Origin of the sequence: Phosphitispora sp. TUW77, from assembly GCF_048453025.1 — a bacterium.
In the GTDB taxonomy this organism is placed as follows: Bacteria; Bacillota; Thermincolia; order Thermincolales; family UBA2595; genus Phosphitispora.
This window is the reverse complement of the sequence record NZ_CP156677.1, coordinates 2,208,656-2,234,736: the sequence shown is the minus strand read 5'-3', so window position 1 is coordinate 2,234,736 and position 26,081 is coordinate 2,208,656. Positions and strand designations below refer to the sequence as shown.

Genomic DNA, 26,081 nt, shown 5'->3' with positions numbered 1-26,081 from the left:
CCTTCGTATCCGTGGATTGCAAAGATTAATATGAATTAATTTAATTCAGAGGATGTGTAATGGAACCTGTTTATTATCTATGAAAAAGATGATATGAAAGTCCCAATAAAAGTTTGGCTGGAAGGAAAAGAACAAATTGAACAAAGCTGCTTGGAGCAGGCAATAAACTTAGCCAATCTTCCTTTTGTGCATAAATGGGTTGCACTTATGCCTGATAGCCACACCGGAATGGGAATGCCTATAGGGGGAGTCATTGCAGTGAAATTTGCCTATGAAAACAGAGAACAAATGAAGGCAAAAGTAATTGGAATTGTGGAAAAATGGGTCGAAAAGTATTCCGGCGAAACTTTAAAGTTCAATAATCACGTAAACTGCCATCATAATTACGCCTCTTTAGAAAACCACTATGGGAAAAACGTACGGGTTCATAGAAAGGGTGCAATACGGGCAAGGGAAAACGATATAGGTATCATTCCGGGTGCCATGGGTTCATACAGTTATATAGTCAAGGGACTGGGCAATTCAGAGAGTTTCCATTCCTGTTCACATGGAGCAGGAAGAATATTCTCCAGGACAAAGGCAAGGGAACAATTTTCGATTGAGAAGGTAATTGCCGATTTGAAACACTGCAATGTCGTGTTAGGTAAGCATAAAAAGAACGACATTGCTGAAGAATGCAGGTTTGCTTACAAGGATATCGATTTTGTTATTCAAAATGAACTTGACCTGGTTCAGCCTATAAAAAAGTTGAAGACAATAGGTGTAATAAAAGGATAACCATAAATAACAGAACCTAAGTTTTTTGACACCGTCCATAAACAAAATTTTCTAGACACTTTTGCTGCAGTTATGGTACAATAATTTAAAAGAATACACAGAGCAAGTGATTCTGTTTTTACAGGATTGAAAAGGGAAGCCGGTGTGAATCCGGCGCGGTCCCGCCACTGTAAGAGGGAGTCCTGCTGCATATGCCACTGGTTTACCGGGAAGGCGCAGTTTGGACAATGACCTTGAGCCAGGAGACCTGCTTGCTTGAGTCTTACCGCCGGTACCCACGATGGATGGGGAGGAAGAGTACTTCTATGCTTTATTCCCTCTGCACATTCGTGTTGAGGGATTTTTATTTCCGGTCCGGAAATGGGCTGGTAAAAATTATATATTTGAATAGGTGTTATACCCCGAGGGGTCTAACTTAATGTACAGTATGGTTTAAATGTGATTTAGCCGTGGAACGGGTGTAAAAGAAGAAATCAACTTACTTCCTGTGATGACAGCGGATACAATCAGCCCTGCCTATTCTGCCACATATCTTTTAAGTTTTGGGGAGGTGGTCAGTTTAGGCATTTTTCTTAAAGCCTAGTCCCCGGTCATTACTTGATGGTCGGTTTTTTCATTAAAGATCGGGTTTTCATTTCAAATTATTAATATAAAATTAGGAGGTCAACTATATAATGAAAAGTCAGTTGAAGAAAATAAAACTTTCTCTTTTTATAGTCATGTATTCTGCCGCACTTCTCCTTACATTTCCGCAGAATGCCTATGCCATGCATATTATGGAAGGATTTCTGCCGGTGAAATGGGCCGGTTTCTGGTTTGTACTGACTATTCCTTTTCTAATTTTGGGGCTGCGGTCAATTCAGAAAACCGTTTCTGCTAATCCCAGTGTGAAAATGCTGTTAGGTCTGGCAGGAGCGTTCGCCTTTGTGTTATCAGCTTTAAAAATACCTTCAGTTACCGGAAGCTGTTCCCACCCGACGGGAGTCGGTTTGGGTGCAATAATGTTTGGCCCTATGGCTATGGTGGTACTCGGATGTATTGTTCTTATTTTTCAGGCCCTCCTTTTAGCTCATGGAGGGATAACTACCCTGGGGGCCAATACCTTTTCAATGGCAGTGGTTGGCCCAATCATAGCATTTGTTGTTTACAGGGTTATGAAAAAAATCGGGGCCCCCACTTGGCTGGCAGTTTTTCTTGCGGCTGCTTTGGGTGACCTGCTTACATATATAACTACATCGTTTCAACTGGCCATGGCGTTTCCCCTTCAGAGCGGGGGATTCACAGCTGCCCTTGCAAAATTCTTGAGCGTATTTGCTGTGACACAGCTGCCTCTTGCTATAATGGAAGGAATTTTGACAGTAGTTGTTTTCAATATATTGGCTGCTTATAACAAACAGGAACTCTTGGAATTATCTGTTATTACTGAGGAGGTGCCCAAGTGAAAAAAAATCTGATTTTAATCCTTCTGGTAGTATTACTGGCGGTTGTGCCATTATTTATGAACCAGGGAGCTGAATTTGGGGGCGCTGACGGTCAGGCTGAAGAATTGATTACACAAATTAATCCTGATTATCAGCCATGGTTTTCGTCTATTTGGGAACCCCCCAGTGGTGAAATTGAAAGCCTTTTGTTTGCTCTTCAAGCCGCTTTGGGAACCGGATTTATCGGGTATTATATCGGCTATGTCAGAGGAAGAAAAAATCAATGATTTTGGTTATATCGGGAACAAGGGAAGGAAAAGAGATTGCATCTCTGCTGACCTCAAAGGGTTATGATATTTTATATGCTACTGTGGAAGACCATGGTGCAAAGCTTGTTTTAAATAATGATATGATGGAAAATACGGAAGAATATGTAACCCATAATGCTTTAAGCCAAGTATTTAAAAACTATCCGTTTAAGTTGATAGTTGATGTTTCTCATCCTTATCCTGAAGGAGTTTTAAAGTCTGTAGGGGAGTTTGGCCAAAATCGAGATATCCCTTATTTAAGGTTTGTCAGGAAGGAAGTAAAGCTTCCGGAGAACCCCCTTCTTTTTGCGGTATATTCGTGGGAGGAGGCAGCAAAAAAAGCTGCTGAGCTGGGAGATACCATTTTCTTGAGTACGGGCAGCTTTAACCTGGCACAGTTTCTCAGTCACCCTGATATGGCAGGGAAAAGGGTTATTGTCAGGGTGCTTCCCGATTCCCAGGTGATTGCAAAGGTACGTTCTCTGGGCCTGCCGCCCCGTGATATAGTGGCCATGCAGGGCCCCTTTTCCAAGGAAATGAACCGGGCCACTTTTAAAATGTACGGGGCCACAGTTTTGGTGACAAAGGAAAGCGGTCGTGCTGGAGGTACAGATAACAAAATCTCAGTGGCCTTGAAATTGAAAATACCGGTTGTGGTAATAAAACGACCGCAGGTAAAAGGGGATGGCACAATTATTGTTGATTCGTACGAACAGGTTCTAGAGGGAGTTAAGTTAAAATTGACAGGCTTATAAGACAAACTTTAATTAAATAAACTTGAATCTGGGAATGCCCCGAAAGTTGCTGTTTCCCCTGCTTTTTTATAGCAGGGTGAACTTCTTTCGGGGCATTTGACAAAAATTAAAAATTAGAGTAATATTTTATTGGGCATATGCTCAAAATATTATAGATAACTCAAAGGAGGAGCCCGATATGGCAGAAGCATGCAAAACATGCAGTGAAAGCAGTGAATGTTCTGGCGATGCTTGTCCTGCAGCCTTAAAGGAGATGCAGAAAATCAAGAATGTAATTGCTGTAATGAGCGGGAAGGGAGGTGTCGGAAAGAGTTCGGTTACAGGTCTTCTGGCGGCATCTCTAAGAAAAAAAGGATTCAGTGTAGGGATACTGGATGCTGATGTCACCGGGCCAAGTATACCCAGGCTGTTTGGATTAAAGGCAGGGCAGCTCAAAAACGGCGGCAAGGGGATTATCCCAGCCAGGACAAGTTCGGGTGTTGAGGTTGTCTCTATCAATCTTTTACTGCCCAGTGAAGAAGAGCCTGTAATCTGGAGGGGACCGATTATTTCAGGGGTGATTAAGCAGTTCTGGACAGAAGTGGAATGGAGTGAGTTGGATTATTTATTGGTTGACCTTCCTCCCGGAACCGGTGATGCACCGTTGACAGTCATGCAGACACTTCCTTTAAATGGTGTTGTTGTAGTTACTTCTCCGCAAAGCCTGGTTTCAATGATAGTTCAGAAAGCAATTAACATGGCTAACAAGATGAACATACCTATTTTAGGGCTGATAGAAAACATGGCATACCTGGAATGCCCCGACTGTAAAAAACAGATCAGGTTGTTTGGAGCAGATATAACTGAGGAAATGGCCGGTAAAATGGGAGTCCCTTTATTGGGACAACTGCCGCTGGAACCAAGGTTTGTTGCCCTTTGTGATAAGGGTCAAATTGAAGAATTTATCGGAGAAGCTTCAGAGATAAACAGGGTTATGGAGGAAATCATAAACATTTTTAGCAGGGTTGAACAAATTAACTAATTTCATATTTAATGATGATTGATGTTTATAAGGTATATGTTACCAGCCCAGGGCCGGATATAAGAAAAGAGTTAGGTTAATAGAAATATTTGAGGTGATGAATGGTTATGAAACTGGTTATAACGTCAGAGGGCAAAAATTTGGATGCCCAGGTAAATCCAAGGTTTGGCAGGTGTGATTGGTTTATTACCGCTGATTCTGAGTCAATGGATTTTGACTGTTCCGCAAACCCTGCTGTCAGTTCATCTCAAGGAGCAGGGATTCAGGCTGCCCAGTTTGTGGTAGACAGCAAGGCAGAGGCATTGATTACCGGCCATGTCGGGCCCAATGCTTTTCAGGTGGTTGATGCCGCCGGCATCAAAATTTATGATGGGTCAGGTTTAACTGTAAAGCAGGCGATAGAAGAACTGAAAAAAGGCAAGCTTGCTGCAATAACAAAAGCAGGACCGGCCCATGCGGGAATGAAACGAAAATGATTATTTCAGTTCTCAGCGGTAAGGGCGGAACAGGCAAGACAACTGTAGCTACCAACCTTGCCTGTTCCGGACGGAAAACAGCTTATATTGATTGTGATGTCGAGGAGCCAAACGGGTTTTTATTCTTGAACCCTGCCATTGAGCAAATGGAAGAAGTTAATGTAATGGTTCCCAGTATAGACAAAGAGAACTGTGTGGCATGCGGGTTGTGCAGTAAATGGTGCCAATTTCATGCCATTGCCCAGGTAAACAAGACTCCATTAACTTTTTTGCAGTTGTGTCACGGGTGTGGTCTGTGTACCTTAGTTTGCCCTGAAAAGGCTATTACCGAGGTCCCGCGGGAAATTGGCATAATCGAACGAGGACGGTTTAATGATGATAAAATATTTATACATGGAGTGCTGAAAACAGGTGAACCGCTTGCCGTCCCTGTTATCAACAGGATAATTGAAAAAATACGGGAAATTGCTGCCGATTTTGTAATAGTTGATTGTCCGCCAGGTAGTTCCTGTTCTGTAATTGCGGCAGTTGAAAACAGTGATTTTTGCCTTCTGGTTACTGAGCCGACTCCATTTGGACTGCATGACCTAAAAATTGCAGTTGACCTGGTTCGTGCCTTGAACATTCCGTTAGGTGTAGTTGTTAACAAGGCTGATGACAGGAGCGGGATAATCAGGGATTATTGTGAAGCCCAACATATTCCTGTTCTCATGGAATTGCCCTTTAGTAAAAGAATTGCCCGGACATACTCTGCCGGAAAGTTGTTGATACAGGAAGATAGCCAGTTGAAACAACAGTTTCAGGACTTGATGGCTAAACTGGAGGGAGTTGTCTAATGAAACAGATTGCCATGAAACAGATTGCCATAGTAAGTGGTAAAGGGGGAACGGGAAAGACAACTGTCTGTGCTTCTCTGGCAGAACTGGCAAAAAATAAGGTAATTGCCGACTGTGACGTGGAAGCCCCCAACCTGCATTTGCTTATTGATTCGGAACTCCTCCGGGAAAAGGATTTTTATGGTTCCAAAATAGCTGAGATTGACCGGGAAAAGTGCCGGGAGTGTGGAGAATGTGTTACTGTCTGCAGGTTTGGTGCCATTAGGGATTTTTCTGTAGATGAAATTAAGTGTGAGGGCTGTGCTGCCTGTGTTTTCATATGTCCACACCAGGCAGTAAGTATCACTGATGTAATTACCGGCAAAACCATTTTATCAGCAAGCCCATGGGGGAAATTTTCTCATGCCAAGCTAAATATCGGGGCTGATGGTTCCGGGAAACTGGTTACTGAAGTCAGGAAAAATGCTTTAGATTGTGTCACTGATGGTGATATCGTAATAATTGATGGTTCACCGGGAATAGGCTGTGTCGTGATAGCATCCATAACCGGGTGTGATGCCATACTTGTAGTTTCAGAGCCAACGTTATCCGGCAAACATGACTTGATTAGGGTGCTTGATCTGGCTGAACACTTTGGGATAAAAGCTTATGTATGTATAAATAAATATGACCTGAACCCATACATGACCGAAGAAATTTCTAGTCACTGCACAAACCGCAATGTTATGGTGATAGGCAGTATTCCCTTTGATAGGGAGGTAGGCCGGGCAATAATTCAGGGAATTCCAGTGGTTCGGGTTCGGGATAGTGCTGCCGGAAAAGCTGTCAAGGATATTTGGGCCGGTTTAAGAAAAGAATTATTTTCTGGTAAAGAATACTGTTAAAGAATATAGGAAAACATTATAAGGAGGTTTTTTTAGTGAGAGTTGCTGTAGCTTTGGAAGGGAATACCGTTTCAGAACATTTTGGCCACTGTGAAAAGTTTTTCGTGGCGGATATTGAGAATGGTCAGATTACCAATCAAATGATAGTTGAAAACCCAGAGCATGTTCCTGGTTTTCTCCCGGAATTCCTAGCAGGTAAAGACGTGAATTGTGTTATTACCGGTGGTATTGGGGCAAGGGCTGTCCAGCTTTTTAGCCAGAAGAATATTGCAGTAATTTCAGGCGCCAGGGGGACGGCTGACGAAGTATTGGATCTATATTTGAAGGGAAAGCTGGTTTCTACGGGAAGCGTATGCAGTGATCATATGCATGCCGGTGAATGCGGCGGCCATCAATAAATTATTCCAGGGACACAATATAATGTGTTCCTGGTTGTTTTTTTTAAACAAACAAAAATTTATTTGTTTAAAAAGTTTACCTGTCTGTCGATAACTATAGTATAATGGTTTTAGAATTTGTCAAGTATAATTGGAGTGGTATCTGATGCCAAGACCAAGAAAATGGCGTATTGTTGAATTTGTTCCCCAAGACATTCATTTTGTTCCTGTTGGCAGACCTAAGTGTGACCTTGAGGAAGAAGTTTTAAAGGTTGAGGAAATAGAGGCTGTCAGGCTCAAAGATATTGAAAACCTTAATCAGGACGAATGTGCCGAAAAGATGCAGATTTCGCGCCAGACTTTTCAGCGGATATTATCTGATGCGCGTACTAAGATAGCACGTGCTCTTATAGAGGGAAAGGCCTTAAAGGTGCAGGGCGGGAATTTTACGAGGAATGTCTGTAAGGTTTTTTGTCCTAAGTGTGACGAACGTTGGGAAGAAAGGTACGAAAGTTATAAAGAAGCTAATGGTGACGGTTCTAAGTGTCCCAGTTGCGGTTCAGAGGTAATTCGATGCCGGAACCGGATGGATGAGTTCTGTACCAAGTGCTGCCACAAAAAAATAAAATGAGTGTAATTTTATAAATTAGAATAGCGTATGATATAAGGACAATAACAAGGAGGAGCAAACATGAAGATTGCCATACCTGACAATAATGGAGAAGTAAACCAGCACTTTGGGCAGAGCAGGAGTTTTTCTTTAATTGAGATTGACAACAGTAATCATGTTATTGACATCAACACTGTTTCTACTGCAGGATTACAGCATATGCATGAAGGAATAGCTGATTTTCTCAAAAACCAGGGTGTGGAGATAGTGATTGTTGGCGGTATCGGCAAAGGGGCTATCGATGGTTTGGAGTCCCGGGGATTAAAGGTACTGTTTGGTGCTTCTGGATTGGTTAAGGATACGGCGGAGGCCTTTGCGGAGGGCAGATTTGTTTCCAAAAGGACAGTCTGCAGTCATCAGGGAGAAAATCATCATCACGGTAACCGTTGCAGTCATTAAAGACAGTATTTTCGCTTTTATAGTAAGGAAGACTATCTTTAAAAAAGAGTAGTCTTTTTTTTAATTTTCCATAAACATGTTTTGTGTTGCCGGATACGGTGATATAATAAATTACAGTTATGCAGCCCATATCAGGCAATAAAAGAGGTAGATATATATGAAGCATATTCACATGGATGAGTTTGCCAAACTAGAATCACCACTACATGCTATGGACCCCAGGTTGAAGGCTTTGGCAATCATCCTGTTTATTTTCATTTCCGCAACTTTGACAAATCCTCAATTTTTAGCTGCAGCGGTTGTTTTCTGGATAATTATCCTGTTGCTCTCCCGGATTCCGGCAAGTTATGTCGTGCGCCGGCTGACATGGGTCATTCCTTTTGCCGGAGTCCTTATCTTGTTATTTCCCTTTATCACCCCAGGGGATATGATCTGGAATGCCGATTTGCGTATTATCAGGATTTCTGCCACTTCACAGGGTCTTGAACGGGCTCTGATGTTGTTATTACGCGTTCTGGCATCTGTATTGGCAATTGTAACACTGATGTCAACAACCAGATTCAATAATTTGATGAAAGCCTTAAGCGATCTCAGGGTTCCTGCCATTATTATACAAATGCTGGAGTTCACGATTAGGTACATATTTGTAATTATTGATGAGTTAAAGAGGATGAGCAGGGCCAGGAAGGCAAGGGGGTTTGTGCTTGGCCGGAACTTATGGCATTTTCATACAATAAAAACTCTGGCACAGTTAGTAGGACTCATGTTTATCCGGGCATATGAACGAGGTGACCGGGTGTATATTGCTATGATTTCCAGGGGATTTACCGGAAAGACAAACAGTATGAATAATTTTGTGATTTGTTCCAAGGACTACCTATTGGCGTCTCTTATCAGTTTGGTGGCTATATTCTTGTTGGTGTTGGACAGGGTGCTGCCGGCGCTGTGAAAGGGAGGGAAAAAATGAATGCTATTGAAATAAGTGATTTAAGATATACTTATGCTGATAGTACTGTAGCTCTAAAAGGGATTTCTCTGGTCGTAAAAAAGGGTGCCAGGGCAGCCCTGTTAGGACCTAATGGGGCCGGAAAGTCTACTCTGCTTATGCACTTAAATGGAATAAACCTTCCCCAACAGGGTTCGGTCAATATTTTTAGCCGCATGGTGAATAAAGTTACTGCACCTGAGATTCGCCGGCAAGTAGGATTAGTATTTCAGGACCCTGATGACCAGGTGTTTTCTACATCAGTTTGGGATGATGTTGCTTTTGGCCCCCTAAATATTGGCCTTTCAAGGCATGAGATTGAACGCAGGGTGACTGATGCCCTAAAGATGGTGGGAATGTGGGAATTAAGGGAAAAAGTGCCACACCACCTTAGTTTTGGGCAAAAGAAGCGTGTTGCTATTGCGGGAGTATTGGCAATGGACCCTGAGGTCATTGTCTTGGACGAGCCTACGGCTTATCTTGATCCTGGCGGTCAGGAAGTGCTGATGGCAATCCTCAGGGACTTTCACAACCGCGGCAAAACATTGATTGTAGCCACTCATGATATGGATATGGCTGCAGAGTGGTCTGATTCGGTAATCATAATTAAGGATGGCGCCACCCTTGCCCATGGCGGGACGGAGCTTCTTGGGGATATTTCATTGATGAGGGAAGCTAATTTAAGGTTGCCTATAGTTTCACAGGTATTCAGTCATTTTGACAGGTTTATGGGAAAAGCACTGCCTAAAACTGTTGCCGAAGCGGTTAGTGTTTTGGAAGGGTATTTAAAGTGAGTGCGGAGGGAAGTTATTTGGACAAGTACCGCTGCTTTATAGCTATTGACTTGCCGGGTGATTTGAAAAAAGACTTGGCCCGGGTTCAGGCTGAAATGCGGTCCTGGCCTGTCAGGGTTAAATGGGTGGAAGAACAAAATTTTCACCTCACCCTTAAGTTTCTTGGTGATATTGATCGGCCGTTTTTAAAAGAGATTAGCAGCAGTTTGGAAAAAGTCAGTTTACAACATCAGAAATTTAGTTTTTCGATAAGCGGTCTGGGAGCTTATCCTTCGCTAAGCAGACCAAAAGTTATTTGGGCAGGGGTACGTGATAATAAAAAATGCCTGTACAGGATATGGACTGATATTGAAAGTGAAATGGTAAAATTGGGATTACCGGCAGAGAAAAGAAAATTCTCTCCACATCTTACTCTGGGAAGGGTGAAAGAATTAATGCCTGCCCCCGGGCTTGATGATATTTTGCCTGGTCTGCCCCTGGGTGACCGTGAAGCAGTTGTCTCTGAAATTAAGCTGATGAGAAGCACACTTTCGCGGTCGGGCCCCGAATATTTTTGTATCAGTTCTTTTACTTTGCAGGAACATTTTTAATTTTCTCGAATACTATATAAATTATTGTTGTTTCAATTGTGAGGTGATAGTTGGTGTTAATAGTAGGTTTAAACGGGAGCCCCCAGAAAGAAGGCAATACCGCGAACATGATTAATGCTGCACTGGAAGCTGCATCACTGATGGGTTCAGAGACCAGAGTGCTTCATGTTGTTGATGCCCTGAAGGGAGTTGCCAATCCGTTCTGCAATAATTGCTCACCTGTGTGTGAGGGAGTATGTGTCAGGGGAAATAATCTCGGAGACGCATTTGACCTGCTGCGTAATGCTGATGGTATTATTATTGGCAGTCCGGTGTACTTTGGAACTGTTTCTGCACAGCTTAAAGGATTTTGGGATAAATCAAGGGTGCTTCGTAAGGAAAAGGCCCTGGTAAACGTTGTGGGTGGGGCTATAAGTGTTGGTGCATCAAGGTTTGGTGGTCAGGAAACAACTGTTAGGGCCATTCAGGATATGATGCTCGTACAGGGGATGACAGTTATTGGGGATGGTTATATTGAGGATGATGCCGGACACCTGGGGGCCTGTGCCCAAAGGCCTGCCTCTGAAGATAGTTTTGGACTGCAGAGGGCTGCTGTTATGGGACGCAGGGTAGCACAGCTGGCTGGAGCTACCATGAACCTGCGGAGGAGGTAGTCAGAGTTTTGCGGGGTGATTTGTATCATGAATATCAGATTGCGTATCGAAGAAATGGAGAAGCGGCAGCTTTCCCAATATGCCGCCCTCAGTTCCGCAAGCAGAGGCAGGGAGGTCTGTGAAGAGCTATGTCCTGTAAGAACGGATTTCCAGCGTGACAGGGACCGGATAATCCATTCCAAAGGATTTCGCAGGCTGAAACAAAAGACACAGGTTTTTATTTCTCCTACCGGTGACCATTACCGGACTAGGCTTACCCATACCCTAGAGGTAGCTCAGATAGCCCGCACAATTGCCAAGGCTCTCAGGCTGAATGAAGACCTGACTGAAGCAATTGCGTTGGGACATGATTTAGGGCATACACCTTTTGGACATGCGGGTGAGGAAGCCCTTGATGAAGCACTTGGAGAATTTGGCCTGTCTTTTAAACATAATGAGCAGAGCCTGCGGGTTGTTGAAGTATTGGAGCCAATGAACCTTACCTGTGAAGTAAGGGATGGCATACTGAATCACACCGGCAAAAAGGATCCGGTTACTCTGGAAGGTCGCATTGTCAAGATTGCCGACCGGATAGCTTATATTAACCATGATATCGATGATGCCCTGAGAAGTGGGATTATCAAAGAGGAAGACCTTCCTGCGGAGTGTATTGCGGTTCTGGGCACCAGGCACAGTGAAAGGATTAACACCATGGTTACTGACATGATAAGCTCTAGTTGGGAAATTTCTGAAATACGGATGAGTCCTGAGGTGTGGGAAGCCATGGACCGTTTGAGGGATTACCTGTTCAGCATGGTTTATATAGGCTCAGATGCTAAAACAGAAGAACTGAAGGCTAAGAAGGTGCTCCAAAAGCTTTTTGCTTATTATGTCGAAAACTCAGAATCACTTCCACGCTATCTTCAAGAATATCTTCAAGAAAAGCATACGGAAAATGCCTGTGCGCGTATATCCTGTGACTATGTGGCGGGTATGACGGACGGATATGCTCTATATACCTATAAAAAGCTTTTTCTGCCTAATCCGTGGCTTGATTAATAGTATAAATAACTAATAATTGGATATAATAGGATTGTTTTGGTTAATTGATATGAGTTTCCGAAATTTTTAAAAAATTTGTTGTTTAAGGAAGGAAAATTCTATGTGACCTCGAATTCTAGTAGAGCAACTCATAAAATTCTGGTAGATGCTGATTCTTGTCCGGTAAGAGATATTATTATTAAAATAGCCAGTGATATTAAGACTTCTGTAGTTTTTGTGGCAAGTATTTCTCACCTGATTTCCTGTGATAATGAATATGTACAGGTAATAACTGTTGATAATATCCCACAATCAGCCGATATGGCTGTGATAAACCATACTAATGCCGGAGACATTGTGGTGACAGGGGATTATGGCTTGGCATCTTTAGCATTAACAAGAGGAGCGATACCGGTTTCATCAAGAGGATTTATTTTTACTCCAACTAATATTGACAGGTTGTTGCTACAGAGACATATTGATACTAAAATTCGCCGGGGTGGTGGCAGAACCAAAGGCCCCAGGGCATTGACAGAAGCAGATAGGCAGAATTTTGAGAGGGTATTGATGAAATTGCTTAAAAAGCAGGCTCGGAATAATCTGGATATTTAATAAGGTGAAACCCTCCGGAAGGATAACAGATAATTTTGGCGAAGGATTTAACTATAAGATTCCGGAAAAAGGGTGGTTTAAATTGAAGGGATTTATTCCGGAAGAAACAATTGATGAAATACGTGCATCCAATGACATAGTAAATGTGGTGTCAGATTATGTAAGAATCCGGAAACAGGGCAATAACTATGTTGGCCTCTGCCCGTTTCATAATGAAAAAACCCCTTCATTTATGGTCAGCGGGGATAAACAGATTTTCCGCTGTTTTGGCTGTGGTGAGGGTGGAAATGTAATTTCTTTTATTATGAAATTGGAAAAGCTCAGTTTTCCTGAAGCTGTCAGGTTTCTTGCGAACAGGGCCGGAATCACAATTCCAGAAGAAGATGACCCTGTAAAAAGCGCCAAATTGAAGGAATTAAAAGAGGCACATGAAATAAATGAATTGGTCAAAGACTTTTACCGGTATATATTGGCGAATCACCAGATTGCCGGGGAAGCTAGGAGTTACTTAAAAAAAAGAGGATTAACAGAGAAAACGATAGATAAGTTTCAGATAGGTTTTGCACCACCATCGTGGGATGGCCTGCTCCGGTTTTTGGATAAAAAGGGATATGCTCCTGAAAAATTAGAAAAACTGGGTTTGGTTTTGCATACCAGTAAGGGGAAGCCGGGGTTTTATGACCGGTTTCGGAACAGGGTGATATTCCCTATATGGGATATAAGAGGCAAAATTGTTGGTTTTGGGGGCAGGGTATTGGATGATGGTGTTCCCAAATATCTGAATTCACCTGAAACTATTGTTTTTAATAAAAGTCATTTGTTATATGGGATAAATAAGGCAGCTGAAAGCATCAGGCGCAATGATCAGGCTATTATAGTTGAAGGTTATCTTGACGTCATAACGTGTCACCAGGCAGGGATTTTCAATGTTGTTGCATCACTGGGCACCGCTTTTACCAGGGAACAGGGCAAATTACTGCTCAGGTATTCCCAGGAAGTAATTATGGCTTATGATGCGGATGTTGCGGGTGTTCATGCAACAATGCGCGGCTGGCAGCTTCTTGATGACCTTGGCTGCAGGGTTCGGGTTGTCAGTATCCCGGATGGAAAAGATCCTGATGAATTTATTAGAACTCATGGGGCGGATAAGTTCCTTGATGTTGTAAGGCAAAATGCCCAATCTCTCAGTGAATTTAATACTGATAGGGCATTGGAAAAATATGATATGACCACTTTAGAAGGAAAATTTAAGATTGCCAGCGAAGTAATACCTAGTATTATAAATATCTCAAATGAAATAGAGAAAAATGAAGCTGTTATGAAACTAGCCAAAAGACTTCATCTGAGCCCCGAGGCTGTCAGGGCAGAAGTTGGGAAAAAGCTTCGGACATCAAGAAATTCCTGGTTAAATCGGGATAAAATTACTGACGCTAGGAATAATAACGATAATCGTGTTTCTGGTCAAATTGTCTCCGGAGATGAAGACGCCAGGTCAAAAGCTGAAGAATCTTTATTTGTTTTAATGTTAAGTGATAAAAATATATTTTTGAAAGTAAAGGAAGAAATAGGGATTCATTTTAGTTTAAGGCTGGAATATCTTAGGATTATAAACTTATTGAATGAAATTGTTGAAAATGAGTTAGATTATCAACCGGCAGTACTTTTTGACCGTTTACAGAATGAACCGGCTGCAGAGATTCTGAAAAGGCTTTTATTAATAGAAATGCCTCAGGATAACAGGACCCAGCTGATTGTTGACTGTATTAGGACAGTTAAAGAAGATGAAATAAGGAAAAAACGCGAAGAATTGTTAGAAAAAATGGAAGAGGCTGATAAGTCACGCGACCAGGAACTCAGAAAGCAGCTCTTGCTAGAATATTCCAAATTAATCTAACTAAAGAAGTTAGTATAATTATTCCAAATAGAAAGGAGGGGAGTACATGTCAAAGGACATCATTCAGATTGAAGGGGTTCAGGAATTAATTGATAAAGGGAAAAAACGGGGAATTTTATCATATACTGAAATAATGAACACTTTGCAGGGAGTTGAACTGACTCCTGAACAAATTGAAGATATTTATGATAAGCTGGCAGGGGTAGGTATCGATATTGTACCTGAAGTACCCGATTTGGAACCTATCGATAGTGATGAAATAGAAACTGAAGCTGAGGAAGATGAAATAGGAGTTGACCTCACTGTTCCTGAAGGCATTGGAATAGATGACCCTGTACGCATGTACCTCAAAGAAATTGGGAGAGTCCCCCTCCTGACAGCCGAGGAAGAAGTAGAACTTGCTAAAAGAATGGAACAAGGTGAGGAAGAGGCTAAACGAAAACTGGCAGAGGCCAATTTAAGACTGGTAGTAAGTATTGCCAAACGTTATGTTGGCAGGGGACTGCTGTTTTTGGACCTTATCCAGGAAGGCAATCTTGGTTTGATAAAAGCTGTTGAAAAGTTTGATTATCGCAAGGGTTATAAATTCAGCACTTATGCGACATGGTGGATTAGGCAGGCAATTACAAGGGCAATTGCTGATCAGGCACGGACTATTAGGATTCCTGTACACATGGTAGAGACTATTAACAAACTGATTAGAGTGTCACGCCAACTTCTTCAGGAATTTGGCAGGGAGCCTGTTCCTGAAGAGATTGCTGAAGAAATGGATATACCTGTTGAGCGGGTCAGGGAAATTATGAAGATTGCCCAGGAACCTGTTTCTCTAGAGACACCTATAGGTGAAGAAGAAGATTCCCATTTAGGTGATTTTATTGAGGACCAGGAAGCTCCGGCTCCGGCAGAAGCCGCATCATTTATCTTGCTGCGGGAACAGCTGGAAGATGTTCTAGAAACACTTACCCCGCGTGAAGAAAAAGTGCTAAGACTTAGATTTGGACTTGATGACGGCAGGTCTCGGACACTTGAAGAAGTGGGCCAGGAGTTTGGGGTTACCAGGGAACGTATCAGGCAGATTGAAGCGAAGGCTTTGCGGAAACTCCGTCATCCCAGCCGCAGTAAAAAACTTAAAGACTTTTTAGATTAATCTTTTTAGATTAAAAGAGCATACTATAGATAGCAGTAATTTGGTTAAGATAATTTGTTTCTAATTCATTTAAACCTTGTACAAAACTCTTGACCGAAAATTAAATCTGTCGTATAATAAGTTTTGTCACTTGAGACCACGTTCCTCGGTAGCTCAATGGTAGAGCAACCGGCTGTTAACCGGTAGGTTGTAGGTTCGAATCCTACCCGGGGAGCCATTTAAATCAAGACTGTGCAGCGGTTATCCTAAAATTGCTGTAAGTTAGGATGGGCCTATAGCTCAGCGGTAGAGCAACCGGCTCATAACCGGTTGGTCCCAGGTTCGATCCCTGGTGGGCCCACCATAAATAATGGCCCCTTGGTCAAGCGGTTTAAGACACCGCCCTTTCACGGCGGTAACACGGGTTCGAATCCCGTAGGGGTCACCAAGTAAGCTAACATTTTATATGTTTTAAGTATAGATACCACGGGATTCTCACCCTACGGGTTTACCCGCAAGGGGTACGCCGCTCAACTAAGGCAGCGGAGCTGCCAAGTTTCGCGCAGCGAATCCCGTAGGGGTCACCAATATGTGGGCGATTAGCTCAGCTGGGAGAGCGCCTGCCTTACAAGCAGGATGTCGGCAGTTCGATCCTGTCATCGCCCACCAAAGTAGATTAAAGTCACTGTAGAAAGCACAGTGACTTTTGTATTTCGACATCCTGCTTGTAAGTGACCAGAAAAGATGTCGGCAGTGAGGGGGCTCCCTATTTTGTCGGTACGGCGGGCTCAGGAAGAGCCTGGGGTACCGGTAACAAAATGGGGACATGGCAAGTGACGGAGTCGCGCAGTCCATGGCGATCCTGTCATCGCCCACCAAAGTAGATTAAGGGGAATGTCCCATAATTGGGGCTTGTTGACAAATTCCCAATAATTTTAACTTATTGAAAGGTGTTTCAAGGAACCGTGTAGAATTATTAATTCTACCGGTTTTTTGATGGGAGTGAGCAATATGATGGATAAAAATCAACCCAGCCAAAGCAAATATATGTATGTCAACTTGGAGGAACTGGTTCCCAAAGACCATCTCCTCCGAGAAGTAATAGATAAGATTGATTTTAGTTTCATCTATGACAAGGTTGAGAATATGTATTCACACAGGGGACGCCGTTCTGTTGATCCGGTTAAACTAATCAAGATGTTACTGATAGGATATTTTTTCGGAATTCCGTCCGAACGGCAATTAGAAGAACAAGTGAGAGTGAATCTGGCCTACCGTTGGTTTTTAAATATTGACCTGGATGAACCTGTCCCGGACCATTCAACAATTTCGCAAAATAGAAGAAGGCGGTTTAAGGGAACTAATGTGTTTCAGGAAATATTTGATGAGATAATCAAACTTTGCATTGCTGAAGGAATTGTCACTGGTGAAATCATAGTTACAGATTCCACTCATATAAAAGCCAATGCTTCTAATAAGCGAAAGGAAGTAGTCACGGTAGAATGCACTCCATCTGAATACTTGGGTATACTAGAAAAAGAAGCCGAAGCTCTTCAGGAAAAAATAAATAAGGAAAAAGGCTATAAAGGCAAGAAACGAGGAAAAGAACCAAATACTGCCCCGAAAACAAAACAAATCGTTAGGAGTAAAACAGACCCGGAAAGTGGCTATCTGAACCGGCCTGAAAAACCAAAGGGCTTCCACTACTTAGACCATATGAGTATAGATGCTAAACACGGCATAATTACGGATGTTTATGTAACTCCCGGCAATGTTGACGACAGTGAACCTTACATAGACCGGCTAAAATCACAGCAAGAACGGCTTGGCTTAAACATTCGGAAAGTTGGTGCAGATAAAGGTTACGACTATATGAATGTTCATTATGGATTAGACAAATTGGGAATTGAAGGGTATATTCCTGGTTTTGCAAGGCTCAGTAAGACAGAGAGTTTTACTATAGATAAGTTTGCGTATAATAGAAATAAAGATGTTTATATATGCCCAGAAGGCAAATTTCTCTATCTATCTCATATTAAGCAAAAAAAGACTAAAGTATATGCCGCTAGGACCAGAGAATGTAAAGCATGTCTACTAAAAGAACAATGTTTGTCTAAAAGTGATAGGCGAAAAAGTGTAACACGCCCCTTCCATCAAGATTATGCAGATAAGACCCATACAAGGCAAGGATCGGTTGAATATACGCGGATTCGAAAGCTTAGGCGAATGTGGTGCGAAGGAACAAATGGTATTTTAAAAGAAAACCACAATCTTTCAAAAGCAAGAAGAAGAGGCATCGCCAATGTTTTGGAACAATGCCTCTTATCGGCGTTAGTTATAAACATAAAAAGATATATAAAGGCAATAAAACAGCGGGAATTACGTAAGAAACACACATGCATTTCAAATAAAATACGAACTATAATGAGAAAATGGCTAGGGAAATTAGTTCCTAGCCATTTTTGTCAACAAGCCCCATAATTGGGATGTTCCCTTTTTGATGGGCGGGAATCTGGTGAGTTATTGCACCGGTTTTCCGCACTGGCGTCGGAGGTTTCTAACCTTGCTCCTGGCGAAGTCACGGACTAAACCGCCAATTCGGCTCCTGCCTCAATGGCGGCTCTGCCATCCGTGGCTCCGGTCCGTGATTTCGCTTAGCGGAGCTGCGATAAGACTCCTCACGACGCCAGTGTAAGGAAAACCTTGCGCAACACCTCACCCAGCTTCCCGGACCTTTCTTAAAGTTGCATCCCTCTCATAGGACCATCAAAAGCAGGAAAAGAAAAAACATTACTTTGAAGGTGAAAGGGTTTTTGCTTCCACTGTAGAATTATTAATGAAACAGTAAAGATTCGGAGGAAGCGTATGAAAAAGAAGGGTCATCAGAAGGTAGTCTTTAAGTCATATGATATGAATCAACTGTCCTTGCCCATGAGTCTGGAGAGCATGATTCCATCGCAGCATAAAGTACGTGCTGTGAACCAGGTAATTGAGCCTATACCCACTCCTGGTAAAATATAAGGGTGGCGGCGCTGGCAGTTATCATCCTAAAATGATGCTTAAGGTATTGGTTTACGGGTATAGCCGCAAGGTATGGTCTTCAAGGCAATTGGCCAGAGCGTTGCGGGAAAACATACATTTCATGTGGTTGGCCGGAGGCAACACTCCTGACTTTCGCACTATCAACCGCTTCAGGTCAGATATGAAGACCATAATTGACGAGGTATTTCAATTACTGGTGGAATATATGGCTATCAAAGGCCTGATTAATCTTGAAGAATACTATCTTGATGGAGCTAGGCCTTGCCCTGCGCAAAAGACGCTGTATTGAACCCGAGTATGTATTTGGCCGAATAAAATGGTGCTGGGGCTTTAAAAGATTTCTGCTCAGAGGCCTTGAAAAGGTTAAAGTTGAGTGGGGATTACTATGTATGGCACATAATATTTCAAAGCTAGCAACTATCCAGTGGGCTTAAGGAGAAGCCCACTAATTTTTTGACACAAAGAAAGGAACCATGCCCATAAGTAATTACTTATGACACGGTTCCTTTTGTAATTTCCGACATCGCCGGTAACAAAATGGTAAAAAAGTTTAAAAAATCCCGAAATAAGCAACTAGGGTGAGTAGTAATGTGTAAATGTAGAAAATTGATAAGAAATATTATTAAAGAAAATAGCGATAATATTCGATAATTAAACGTAATACTATTTATTCGGATATATGGGAGAGGACCTTATGGATATAAAGAAATGGTTAATTCCAATTGCTTTATTCATATTGTTTTTGGCCGTTTTAGTGATAAACCGGGAAGAAAACCTTCAGCCTGTACTAACAGGTCTGTTAGAAAATAAGTCAATTTATCAGGATGAGCCTGGTGATGTCAAAGAGCTTTATGTCACGGTGCTTCCTGCAAAATACCAGAATGGTTTTACTTTTGCTGACTTAAATCAGGATGTAAGTAATTTGGATGCTATCGAAGTCGAGTTAAAGGTAATATGCCAGGAGGGCAAAAACGGGACACCACAGCCGGGTTTTTATGGGTATGGATTGACTGACGGAAACGGGATAATGAGCTTAAGGGGGCAGTCCACGAGGTTAGCGGAACAGAAATCGTATAAAATCGAATTAAACAAAAAGGCCGGTCTTTGGCAGGGATTTCAGGTTATCAATCTTAATAAGCATCCATGGGATTCAACGAAAATCCGCAATAAGCTCAGCTTTGATTTGTTCAAAGGGATACCGGGGTATACCAGCCTGAGGACCCAGTTTGTACACTTGTACATAAAAGACCTGAGTAAAGGTGATTTTCAGGCTAATTATCAGGACTTTGGTTTGTTTACCCATGTTGAAAATGTGGATAAGGATTTTTTGAAAACCCATGGACTTGATTCAAAGGGAAACCTGTATAAGGCAGAAAACTTTGAATTTTACAGGTATCCGGACCAGCTCAAGCTGAAGACGGCTCCGACCTATCAACGACGCAGGTTTGAAGAAGTTTTTGAGATCAAAGGGGATGATGACCACCGGAAACTGATTAAAATGCTTGATGATTTAAACAATGACTTAATTAATATCAATGATATCATTGATAAGTATTTTGACCGGGAAAATTATACTACCTGGCTGGCACTAAATATCCTTTTAGGAAACATCGATACAAACAGCCGGAATTTTTTTCTGTACAGTCCCAGTGATAATGATAAATGGTATTTCCTGCCGTGGGATTATGATAAATGTTGGGGGTACCATTACACCAAGGGGGACTGGCAGGAAGGGATATCCAACTACTGGGGGGTTGTCCTGCACAGGAGATTTTTACAGAACAAGCAGAACCTTGATGAGTTGACAGAGAAAATCGAGTCCATGGCTGACTATCTCAACAGGGACAGAATCGAAAAACTTGTTGAGATATATAAACCGGTATCTCTACACTATTTAAGCACACCACCTGACAGTGAATACAGCCGTTACAGCATGGATGATGTCCTGGCTGATTTTCAAAAAATACCGGGTTTAGTTGAATATAACAGGCAGCAGTATTATATAACTCTCCAGAAACCAATGCCGGTTCATATGGGACAGCCCGTTACAACAGGGTCATTTGTTATTTTAAAATGGGGAAAGTCTTATGATTTTCAGGATGATCAGATTTTTTACGAAGTTGAAATCAGTGAGACCCCTGATTTTAAAAAGGTTTTATATAAAAAAGACGGGATTAGAGAAAGTGAGCATGTAGTAAATAATCTGCCCCCAGGTAAGTATTATTGGAGACTGGGTATAAAGGATGTTCAGGGCAACCGGCAATCAGCGTTTGATTTTTTTGTTGATAAGGATGGGATGTACTATTTTGGAGTGCAGGAATTTTTGATTTAGCAGTGAATAGGCAGCTGTTTCTTGCTAAAGGTGGTGATAAGCGTGCATATGCAAACAGGGGGCGCACAGCGATTAAGGCAGGAGTATAAGTTTTTGTTAACAACTGGAACTTACCTGCATATGAGGGAAATATTAAAAAAGATAATGAAAAAAGACAGTCATTGTTTCGATTTAGGTGGATACCATATCAGAAGTCTCTATTTCGATGACATGTATGATTCTGCATTGAGAGATAAATACCAGGGATACAGCCATAGGAAAAAGTTTCGGATACGTATATATAACCGTTCGGACCGGTTAATTAAATTGGAAATCAAAGAAAAACATCAGGATTATATTCATAAGATATCATCACCGATTTCCAGAGAAGAGTATGAAAGAATATATGATGGTGATATTTCATTCCTTTATAACAGCAGGAATGAAGTCAGGGAACAATATTACCTGGAATTTAGAACCAAATACCTTAAACCGGCGGTTATCGTGGATTATCAGCGGGAGGCTTTTGTGATTCCATTTAATGATATTCGGATTACTTTAGACAAAAGACTATCTGCAGCAGTGCCTGAAAAAGATATATTTAGTGATAACTGTGTCAGCAGCCTGGTTGGAGCAGAGTATTCGGTAATCATGGAGTTAAAGTATAATAATTTTTTCCCCGGATATCTCAGAAATATTTTAGAGGGTTATTGTTCCAACCGTTTGGCAGTCTCAAAGTACATGTTATGCAGGGAACATGTATCAAGGCAAATTGGGATGTAACTATTCAGATGGGGGTGATCGAAGTGCAGACATTAAATTTTAAAGATCTTTTCAATCAGGGTTTTGTAAAAACCAATCTTTTGGGAGCAGTTAATTTTACAGATATATTTATAGGTCTAATAATTACCCTTTTAATTGCTATGTTCATTTTCTATATTTACAGGCAAACATACAGTGGTGTAATGTACAGCTATAATTACAGTGTTTCACTGGTTTTAATGGCTATGATTACAGCAACGATAATCATGACAATCAGTTCTAACCTGGTTCTTTCACTGGGTATGGTCGGCGCGCTTAGTATTATTCGGTTCCGGACACCGGTAAAAGAACCATTGGATATCGTATTTATGTTTTGGGCAATAGCGGTCGGTATTACAACAGGTGCCAAGCTGTATATGATTGCGGTCACAGGTTCAGTATTCGTTGGGATTATCTCTTATGCCCTGCTTAAATATAAAAACAGCAACAATGTTTTCCTGTTAATTGTCCATTATGATGACAGTGGGAAGGAATCCCTGTTAAAAAGATTAAGTCAATTGGATTACACCATTAAATCAAAAACAGTGACCGATGAATTGACAGAATTAACGGTAGAGCTGAAAATTATTGGGGCAGATACTTCTTTTGTAGAAAAAATAGCAGAAACAGAGGGTGTCAAAAGTGCATCTTTGGTAAGTTATAATGGCAATTTTGTCGGATAGGTTGGGGGAATTATGAACAAAAAAAAGACGGTAATGTGCATAATGGAGACATTGGTTGTTAATATTCTTATTTATATTATCTTTTATCAAATCCAGCCTAATCGGGATGTTTACCTTGAACTCAATCCGCACCCGTTATTTATTCTTTGCATTGCAATGGGAATGCGTTATGGCAATTACCTGGGTTTGATTAGTGCCGCAATATCATCGCTGTTTTATCTAGTGGTTTTTCAATCTGTTAACAATGATTTCTCATTGTTGTTCCTGCACTTTAAAAATTATAAATACCTGCTGTTCTTTTTCTGGTCAGCAGTGATTTTCGGGTCGTTTAAGGACAATTATGATGCCTCAATGGAAAGGACTTTAACTGAAAAGAAAATTCTTGATGATGAATACGAGGAATTGAAAAAAGATTATAAGCTGACCCGGAAAATTCAAGATGAACTAAAGAAACAGATTATCGGTTCAGAAGAGAGTATTCTGCATCTGTATGAGATTGCTTCCAGATTGGGAACCCTGGACCAGGAAGAAGTTTACACAGAGACAATAGGTATTCTGTCAAAATACCTTAAGGCCGATGCTGTTTCGGTATATACCTATCATGAGAATAGTGGTTATCTGCGGCTGAAAATAAGGACAGGTATTGCGGGGATGGAGAGCCGTTCTTTAAATGTCAGGGAATCCGCCGGTTTCAGAGAAGTTGCTTTAAACAAGCAGGTAATCCGGTGGGATGATGTCAAGGAAGAAGGATTTCCTTTGATGTCCGCCCCCCTGGTTAAGGATGATAAGGTTATGGCTGTAGTCAATATAGAACATATGGACTTTGATACATTATCGGAGTATGCATTTCAACTATTTAAATTAATTACTAATTGGGTCAATAAAGCTCTTGGTCAGGCAATATATGTGGACGGCCTTAAGGAATCAAGATTCATCAGTGGTACCGGACTCCTTAGAAGTGAAGCCTTTGAAGAACGTTTAAATGCTGAGGCCAGAAGGAAAGAAGAATTTGGACTTGATTTTGCCACCTTACAGTTCAAGGTCAGTAATATGAATGAAGCTGATATTGATGAGCGAATCAAAAAGGTACTGCGTACCGTAGATGTAGTAGGGTTTGACCCTGACAAAAAACATTTAAAAATTTTGCTTCCGGCAACTCCAAAAGATAACCTGCCCCTTATTGAAGAAAGGATTATACATAGTTTTGGGGCACAGGCAACAAAAATACCTGATTAAATAAAGGGTGATACAGTTGCAGTATTTTATTATTGGTTTGATATTTTTATTAGGTATAACAGACGGGTTCCTATTAATTGCTTATGCATACAATACCGGTTATGCGTTTCCGGTTCTTGCGGGACACATAATGATTGGGTTTATAGTGTATGGCCTGATCAGGAAGTTTCTTGATTACCGGAACGGAGTGCCAAATTATCTTTGTTTTATTTTGCCGTGCCTGGGAGAAATCATGGTTGCATTGCTTTACTTAAGTTTGACATACTTTCAAAACAAAAGCATTGTCCTAGGTGATTATGAACGGTATATCAATTTTGAGCGGTATCATGATATCAAAGAAAAACCGGACTATGGCAGAGAAATGCGGACCCTCAGCTTTTTGGATCAGATGAATTTATTGAATCCCCAGGTTAAAAAGGAGCTTATTATTGATTTTGGAATGACCCTGACCCAGTATGATAAAAGAGTAAAAATCCTGAAACACGGGCTAACAGATATGGATAGTGAAGTTCAGCATTATGCGGCAGTTTCCATAAATATGCTGGAAAACGAGTACACATATTTGATTAACCAGTTCAGGGAGGAGTTTAATACTAATAAGGACCTTGATTCCCTAAAGAAACTGGCCAGGGTATATCAAAGCTATCTTGATTCAGGATTACTAATCGGGGAAATTTTTCAGGTGTTTAATCATGAATACGTAGAGGTATTATTGAAATTGTCCGGGCTGCAAAAAGAAAACTATGAATCACTAAACGAACTGGTTAGAGCATATATTCGCAGTGGTGATTATCTCGAAGCGGAAGAAGTTAATCAGAAAATGCTAATACAGTACCCCGATAAAGTGGAAGGGATTATTAACAATATAAAAATTACTTATGAAAAAAGGGATTTTGTTGCTGTTAACCAGCTTATCACAGAGTTGATCAAGAAAAAAGCGGATATTCCTCAGGAATATAAAACAAATTTGTCCTTTTGGACGGCAAAAGAGGAGATACAATGAAAGTATGTATACTTTCTGAAGGATGTTATCCATATATAACGGGTGGTGTCTCGACATGGATTCACCAGATAATTTCCGGGATGCCTGACATTGAGTTCAAAATTCTGTCCATAATGCCTTCATACAAAGAACAATTGCAGTACAAGTACTCATTTCCGGATAATGTGAGTGAAGTTAAGACTGTTTTTTTGGATGATTATCTGAAATCGAACCACAGTAAATTTCATAAACCAATCTTGTTTACAGACCAGGAAAAAGAAAATTTTATTAAACTGCTTCGTCTGGACCCATGTGTGGATTGGAAGCAGGTAGTCAGATTAATTTCGATAGAAAAGAAAATAGGGAATGCTTTGGACTTTTTGCAGAGCGAGTTTTTTTGGGACACTATTGTTAAGTACTATTCCGACAAATATAACGGAGAAAAATTTAATACTTTTTTCTGGACAATCAGAGCTATGCTGCTTCCCTTTATAACCCTGCTTCACCACGAGGCCATGGATGCAGATGTTTTCCATGCGGTTTCCACCGGTTATGCCGGAATACTCGGGCTCAGTTTTCATGAAACAAAACAAAAGCCCTTTTTGTTGACAGAGCATGGTATTTACGCCCGGGAAAGGGAAGAGGAAATAATTAAGGCTCAGTGGGTTACCGGGGTCTATAAAAAGTTGTGGATTGATTTCTTTTATTTTCTGTCCATTGCTGCATATAAAGAGGCTGATTTAGTAATATCACTTTTTGAACGGAACCGGGATATACAAATTGAAATGGGTGCCCCGAAAGAACTTACTAGGGTTATTCCTAACAGTGTTGATCTCAAGAGGTTTTCTGCCGCTAAGGAAAAGCATGAGGGTTACAATATAGGGGCTATCCTCAGGGTTGTTCCTATAAAGGACGTAATGACCCTTATCAGGGCTTTTAAAGTTGTCAAAACAGAAGTGCATCAGGCCAAGCTCTATATTATCGGACCAGAGGATGAGGACCCTGTTTATTACCGACAGTGCCAAAATCTTATTGGAATGCTTAAAATTTCTGAAGATGTGGTTTTTACCGGAAGTGTCGATGTAAAACAATACTTACCCAAGATGGATGTTCTGGTGCTTACTTCTATTTCTGAAGGTCAGCCTATGGTTATTCTTGAAGGCATGGCATCAGGAATTCCCATTGTGGCATCAGATGTTGGCGCTTGTCGCGAACAGCTCCAAGAGAACCGGCATGAAGGCCCTTGCGGCCTAGTTACAAGGATGGCATCTCCAAATGATACTGCTGCTGAATTGATTAAATTGTACAGAGACCCCCAATTGCGCGAAAACATGGGCAGAAACGGGCGCCTGCGGGCAGAACGGGATTTTGATAAGGATGAATTCCTGAAAACATATAAGCAAATCTATATGGAATTAGGGTGAGATA

29 protein-coding genes, 4 tRNA genes and 1 riboswitch are annotated in these 26,081 nt (G+C 41.4%); all 33 genes read left to right on the top strand.

Going from position 1 to position 26,081, the window contains the following annotated elements; all coding sequences use genetic code 11:
* Positions 1-93: 93 nt before the first annotated feature.
* The 33 genes from ABFY19_RS10850 to pelF all read left to right on the top strand — a co-directional run bounded on the left by ABFY19_RS10850 (position 94) and on the right by pelF (position 26,077).
* A complete protein-coding gene (locus tag ABFY19_RS10850) occupies positions 94-777 on the top strand; it encodes an RtcB family protein (RefSeq protein WP_418790667.1) in 684 nt (227 codons plus the stop codon).
* A gap of 87 nt (positions 778-864) precedes the next feature.
* Positions 865-1,047, top strand: a riboswitch (cobalamin riboswitch).
* A 404-nt stretch (positions 1,048-1,451) separates the two neighbouring features.
* A complete protein-coding gene (locus tag ABFY19_RS10845; RefSeq protein WP_418790666.1) occupies positions 1,452-2,219 on the top strand; it encodes an energy-coupling factor ABC transporter permease in 768 nt (255 codons plus the stop codon).
* Positions 2,216-2,485 carry an energy-coupling factor ABC transporter substrate-binding protein gene (locus ABFY19_RS10840; RefSeq protein ID WP_418790665.1) on the top strand — a complete coding sequence of 90 codons (270 nt, stop codon included), beginning with the start codon at positions 2,216-2,218 and terminating at the stop codon, positions 2,483-2,485. The genes ABFY19_RS10845 and ABFY19_RS10840 overlap by 4 nt, the downstream gene beginning before the upstream one ends.
* Positions 2,482-3,261 carry a precorrin-6A reductase gene (gene cobK / locus ABFY19_RS10835; protein ID WP_418790664.1) on the top strand — a complete coding sequence of 260 codons (780 nt, stop codon included), beginning with the start codon at positions 2,482-2,484 and terminating at the stop codon, positions 3,259-3,261. The genes ABFY19_RS10840 and cobK overlap by 4 nt, the downstream gene beginning before the upstream one ends.
* Before the next feature lie 178 nt (positions 3,262-3,439).
* Positions 3,440-4,282: a P-loop NTPase gene (locus tag ABFY19_RS10830; protein WP_418790663.1), complete on the top strand. Its 843-nt coding sequence runs from the start codon at positions 3,440-3,442 to the stop codon at positions 4,280-4,282.
* Positions 4,283-4,389: 107 nt separating this feature from the next.
* On the top strand, positions 4,390-4,758 hold the full coding sequence (locus ABFY19_RS10825; RefSeq protein WP_418790662.1) for a NifB/NifX family molybdenum-iron cluster-binding protein: 369 nt from the start codon (positions 4,390-4,392) through the stop codon (positions 4,756-4,758).
* Complete coding sequence (locus tag ABFY19_RS10820) at positions 4,755-5,594, top strand: ATP-binding protein (protein WP_418790661.1); 840 nt, start codon at positions 4,755-4,757, stop codon at positions 5,592-5,594. The genes ABFY19_RS10825 and ABFY19_RS10820 overlap by 4 nt, the downstream gene beginning before the upstream one ends.
* Positions 5,594-6,478, top strand: coding sequence for an ATP-binding protein (locus tag ABFY19_RS10815; protein ID WP_418790660.1), 885 nt, complete (start codon positions 5,594-5,596; stop codon positions 6,476-6,478). The genes ABFY19_RS10820 and ABFY19_RS10815 overlap by 1 nt, the downstream gene beginning before the upstream one ends.
* A gap of 35 nt (positions 6,479-6,513) precedes the next feature.
* Complete coding sequence (locus tag ABFY19_RS10810; RefSeq protein WP_418790659.1) at positions 6,514-6,876, top strand: NifB/NifX family molybdenum-iron cluster-binding protein; 363 nt, start codon at positions 6,514-6,516, stop codon at positions 6,874-6,876.
* A gap of 145 nt (positions 6,877-7,021) precedes the next feature.
* Positions 7,022-7,486: a DUF134 domain-containing protein gene (locus ABFY19_RS10805; protein WP_418790658.1), complete on the top strand. Its 465-nt coding sequence runs from the start codon at positions 7,022-7,024 to the stop codon at positions 7,484-7,486.
* Positions 7,487-7,546: 60 nt separating this feature from the next.
* The gene (locus tag ABFY19_RS10800) at positions 7,547-7,924 is read left to right on the top strand and encodes a NifB/NifX family molybdenum-iron cluster-binding protein (protein ID WP_418790657.1); all 378 of its coding nucleotides are present in this window, start codon (positions 7,547-7,549) and stop codon (positions 7,922-7,924) included.
* Positions 7,925-8,081: 157 nt separating this feature from the next.
* Positions 8,082-8,873, top strand: coding sequence for a cobalt ECF transporter T component CbiQ (cbiQ, locus tag ABFY19_RS10795; protein WP_418790656.1), 792 nt, complete (start codon positions 8,082-8,084; stop codon positions 8,871-8,873).
* Positions 8,874-8,887: 14 nt separating this feature from the next.
* A complete protein-coding gene (locus tag ABFY19_RS10790) occupies positions 8,888-9,703 on the top strand; it encodes an ATP-binding cassette domain-containing protein (RefSeq protein WP_418790655.1) in 816 nt (271 codons plus the stop codon).
* A 17-nt stretch (positions 9,704-9,720) separates the two neighbouring features.
* On the top strand, positions 9,721-10,293 hold the full coding sequence (thpR, locus tag ABFY19_RS10785; RefSeq protein WP_418790654.1) for an RNA 2',3'-cyclic phosphodiesterase: 573 nt from the start codon (positions 9,721-9,723) through the stop codon (positions 10,291-10,293).
* 53 nt (positions 10,294-10,346) lie between these two features.
* Positions 10,347-10,946: a flavodoxin family protein gene (locus tag ABFY19_RS10780; RefSeq protein ID WP_418792591.1), complete on the top strand. Its 600-nt coding sequence runs from the start codon at positions 10,347-10,349 to the stop codon at positions 10,944-10,946.
* Positions 10,947-10,973: 27 nt separating this feature from the next.
* Entirely contained in the window at positions 10,974-11,984 is a 1,011-nt protein-coding gene (locus tag ABFY19_RS10775; RefSeq protein WP_418790653.1) for a deoxyguanosinetriphosphate triphosphohydrolase, read from the top strand.
* 105 nt (positions 11,985-12,089) lie between these two features.
* Positions 12,090-12,578: a YaiI/YqxD family protein gene (locus ABFY19_RS10770; RefSeq protein WP_418790652.1), complete on the top strand. Its 489-nt coding sequence runs from the start codon at positions 12,090-12,092 to the stop codon at positions 12,576-12,578.
* Between the two features lie 4 nt (positions 12,579-12,582).
* A complete protein-coding gene (dnaG, locus tag ABFY19_RS10765) occupies positions 12,583-14,472 on the top strand; it encodes a DNA primase (RefSeq protein WP_418790651.1) in 1,890 nt (629 codons plus the stop codon).
* A 46-nt stretch (positions 14,473-14,518) separates the two neighbouring features.
* Positions 14,519-15,619, top strand: a complete 1,101-nt coding sequence (gene rpoD, locus ABFY19_RS10760) for an RNA polymerase sigma factor RpoD (protein WP_418790650.1) — start codon at positions 14,519-14,521, stop codon at positions 15,617-15,619.
* Between the two features lie 142 nt (positions 15,620-15,761).
* A tRNA-Asn gene (locus ABFY19_RS10755) sits at positions 15,762-15,836 on the top strand.
* A gap of 51 nt (positions 15,837-15,887) precedes the next feature.
* Positions 15,888-15,962 (top strand) — tRNA-Ile (locus ABFY19_RS10750).
* Positions 15,963-15,970: 8 nt separating this feature from the next.
* Positions 15,971-16,046, top strand: a tRNA-Glu gene (locus ABFY19_RS10745).
* A 145-nt stretch (positions 16,047-16,191) separates the two neighbouring features.
* Positions 16,192-16,267 (top strand) — tRNA-Val (locus tag ABFY19_RS10740).
* A 327-nt stretch (positions 16,268-16,594) separates the two neighbouring features.
* Positions 16,595-18,079 carry an IS1182 family transposase gene (locus ABFY19_RS10735; protein WP_418790466.1) on the top strand — a complete coding sequence of 495 codons (1,485 nt, stop codon included), beginning with the start codon at positions 16,595-16,597 and terminating at the stop codon, positions 18,077-18,079.
* 384 nt (positions 18,080-18,463) lie between these two features.
* On the top strand, positions 18,464-18,619 hold the full coding sequence (locus ABFY19_RS10730) for a hypothetical protein (RefSeq protein WP_418790649.1): 156 nt from the start codon (positions 18,464-18,466) through the stop codon (positions 18,617-18,619).
* Between the two features lie 31 nt (positions 18,620-18,650).
* A complete protein-coding gene (locus ABFY19_RS10725; RefSeq protein ID WP_418790648.1) occupies positions 18,651-18,929 on the top strand; it encodes a transposase in 279 nt (92 codons plus the stop codon).
* Entirely contained in the window at positions 18,889-19,074 is a 186-nt protein-coding gene (locus tag ABFY19_RS10720; RefSeq protein ID WP_418790647.1) for a transposase, read from the top strand. The genes ABFY19_RS10725 and ABFY19_RS10720 overlap by 41 nt, the downstream gene beginning before the upstream one ends.
* Positions 19,075-19,334: 260 nt before the next feature.
* Positions 19,335-20,972 carry a CotH kinase family protein gene (locus ABFY19_RS10715; protein WP_418790646.1) on the top strand — a complete coding sequence of 546 codons (1,638 nt, stop codon included), beginning with the start codon at positions 19,335-19,337 and terminating at the stop codon, positions 20,970-20,972.
* Between the two features lie 93 nt (positions 20,973-21,065).
* A complete protein-coding gene (locus ABFY19_RS10710; RefSeq protein ID WP_418790645.1) occupies positions 21,066-21,734 on the top strand; it encodes a polyphosphate polymerase domain-containing protein in 669 nt (222 codons plus the stop codon).
* A 23-nt stretch (positions 21,735-21,757) separates the two neighbouring features.
* The gene (locus tag ABFY19_RS10705; protein WP_418790644.1) at positions 21,758-22,435 is read left to right on the top strand and encodes a DUF4956 domain-containing protein; all 678 of its coding nucleotides are present in this window, start codon (positions 21,758-21,760) and stop codon (positions 22,433-22,435) included.
* A 12-nt stretch (positions 22,436-22,447) separates the two neighbouring features.
* On the top strand, positions 22,448-23,671 hold the full coding sequence (locus tag ABFY19_RS10700; protein WP_418790643.1) for a GAF domain-containing protein: 1,224 nt from the start codon (positions 22,448-22,450) through the stop codon (positions 23,669-23,671).
* Between the two features lie 16 nt (positions 23,672-23,687).
* On the top strand, positions 23,688-24,674 hold the full coding sequence (locus tag ABFY19_RS10695) for a tetratricopeptide repeat protein (RefSeq protein ID WP_418790642.1): 987 nt from the start codon (positions 23,688-23,690) through the stop codon (positions 24,672-24,674).
* Positions 24,671-26,077 carry a GT4 family glycosyltransferase PelF gene (gene pelF, locus ABFY19_RS10690; RefSeq protein WP_418790641.1) on the top strand — a complete coding sequence of 469 codons (1,407 nt, stop codon included), beginning with the start codon at positions 24,671-24,673 and terminating at the stop codon, positions 26,075-26,077. Before ABFY19_RS10695 ends, pelF begins: the two co-directional genes overlap by 4 nt.
* Positions 26,078-26,081: the final 4 nt, after the last annotated feature.